3 protein-coding genes are annotated in these 1192 nt (G+C 76.3%); all 3 read right to left on the bottom strand.

Going from position 1 to position 1192, the window contains the following annotated elements; translation table 11 throughout:
- Positions 1-187: hypothetical protein (locus tag E1291_RS41445; RefSeq protein ID WP_207401278.1), on the bottom strand; the 187-nt coding region annotated here is incomplete at its 3' end.
- 49 nt (positions 188-236) lie between these two features.
- Positions 237-812: a TetR/AcrR family transcriptional regulator gene (locus tag E1291_RS41440; RefSeq protein ID WP_207401277.1), complete on the bottom strand. Its 576-nt coding sequence runs from the start codon at positions 810-812 to the stop codon at positions 237-239.
- A gap of 79 nt (positions 813-891) precedes the next feature.
- Positions 892-1192: hypothetical protein (locus E1291_RS41435; RefSeq protein ID WP_207401276.1), on the bottom strand; the 301-nt coding region annotated here is incomplete at its 5' end.

The raw sequence follows: 1192 nt of genomic DNA, 5'->3' as shown, positions 1-1192 counted from the left end.
GGCAGGCGCGGGCGGGCGGCCGGGCGGCCTCCAGCCCCGCCGCCAGCGCCGCGACGAGGACGTCCCCGGCGTACTGGAGCACCGGGCCGAGCGGACGGCCCGCGAGGACGGCGAGCCCGGCGGCCCCGTCGTGCCGGTACGCGGCCGCGCGCAGGCGCGCCAGCGCGTCCTCGTCCCAGCCCGTCACAGGCTCCTTTGTACAGACCTCCCCCGACAGGCGCGCGGGTTCCGCGCGATCAGCCCGGCCGGGCGACCAGGCCGTCCAACACGAGGGCGAACAGGTGGTCGCGGCGCGCGGCGATGGACGGCGCCGAGTCGGTGATCGACGCGACGGCGCTGACCAGCACGAACAGGTCCGTCTCGTCGATGTCGGCGCGGATGTGCCCGGCCCGCTGGGCACGCCGCAGCAGCCGCCCCCCGGCCGCCCGCATCCGCGCGCACGACTGGTGCAGCGACGAATCGCTGTCCTCCAGCGTCGCCATCATCGACACGGCGAGGCCGCGGTAGGCCCCGGCGCCGGCGGCGAACTCGCCCACCCACTCCAGCAGCGCGTCCTGCGGGCCCCGCGCGGCCTCCAGCGCCTCGGCGTGGGCCGCCAGCCGTTCGAAGCGGCTGCCGAGCAGCGCCTCCAGCAGTTCCTCGCGGGTCGCGAAATGCCGGTAGAGGGTGCCCATCCCGACCTCGGCCCGGCGGGCGATGTCGCGCAGCGACGCCTGTGTGCCGTGCTCCTCGACGACCGTCCTGGCCACGTCGAGAATGCGCGCCCGGTTGCGCTGGGCGTCGGCCCGCAGGGCGCGCGGAGCTTCGGTCATGGCCCCGATACTAGGTCGTGTTCCAGACGCCCGACCCAGGAGGCTCGTCCGGCGCCCGGCCGGGGGACGCGGGGCCGGGTCAGGACTCCGCGGCGGTCTCGCGGAAGATCTCCACGGCGTAGCGGAGCCGCGCGCCGACGAGGAGGGCCTCGTCCTCCGGGCAGCCGAGCAGCCGCCCGGCCAGCTCCACGATCTGGTCGTCGGTCAGGTCGGCCTCGTACGCCGCGACCCGCGCCACGATCTCGACCAGCTCGTGCCGCTTGTACCCGGCGATCGACCGGCCGCGCCCGCTCGGCTGGAGGCCCTGCACCTCACTGCCCAGGCCCCGGCCCCCGAACTCCTCAGGGTTCCGGTGCGCCACGCTCAGGGTCCCCTTGGAC

The sequence above is a fragment of the Actinomadura roseirufa genome (assembly GCF_900659635.1).
GTDB lineage: Bacteria > Actinomycetota > Actinomycetes > Streptosporangiales > Streptosporangiaceae > Spirillospora > Spirillospora roseirufa.
Note: the sequence above shows the minus strand (reverse complement) of the source record. Positions and strands in the feature narration are given on the sequence as shown.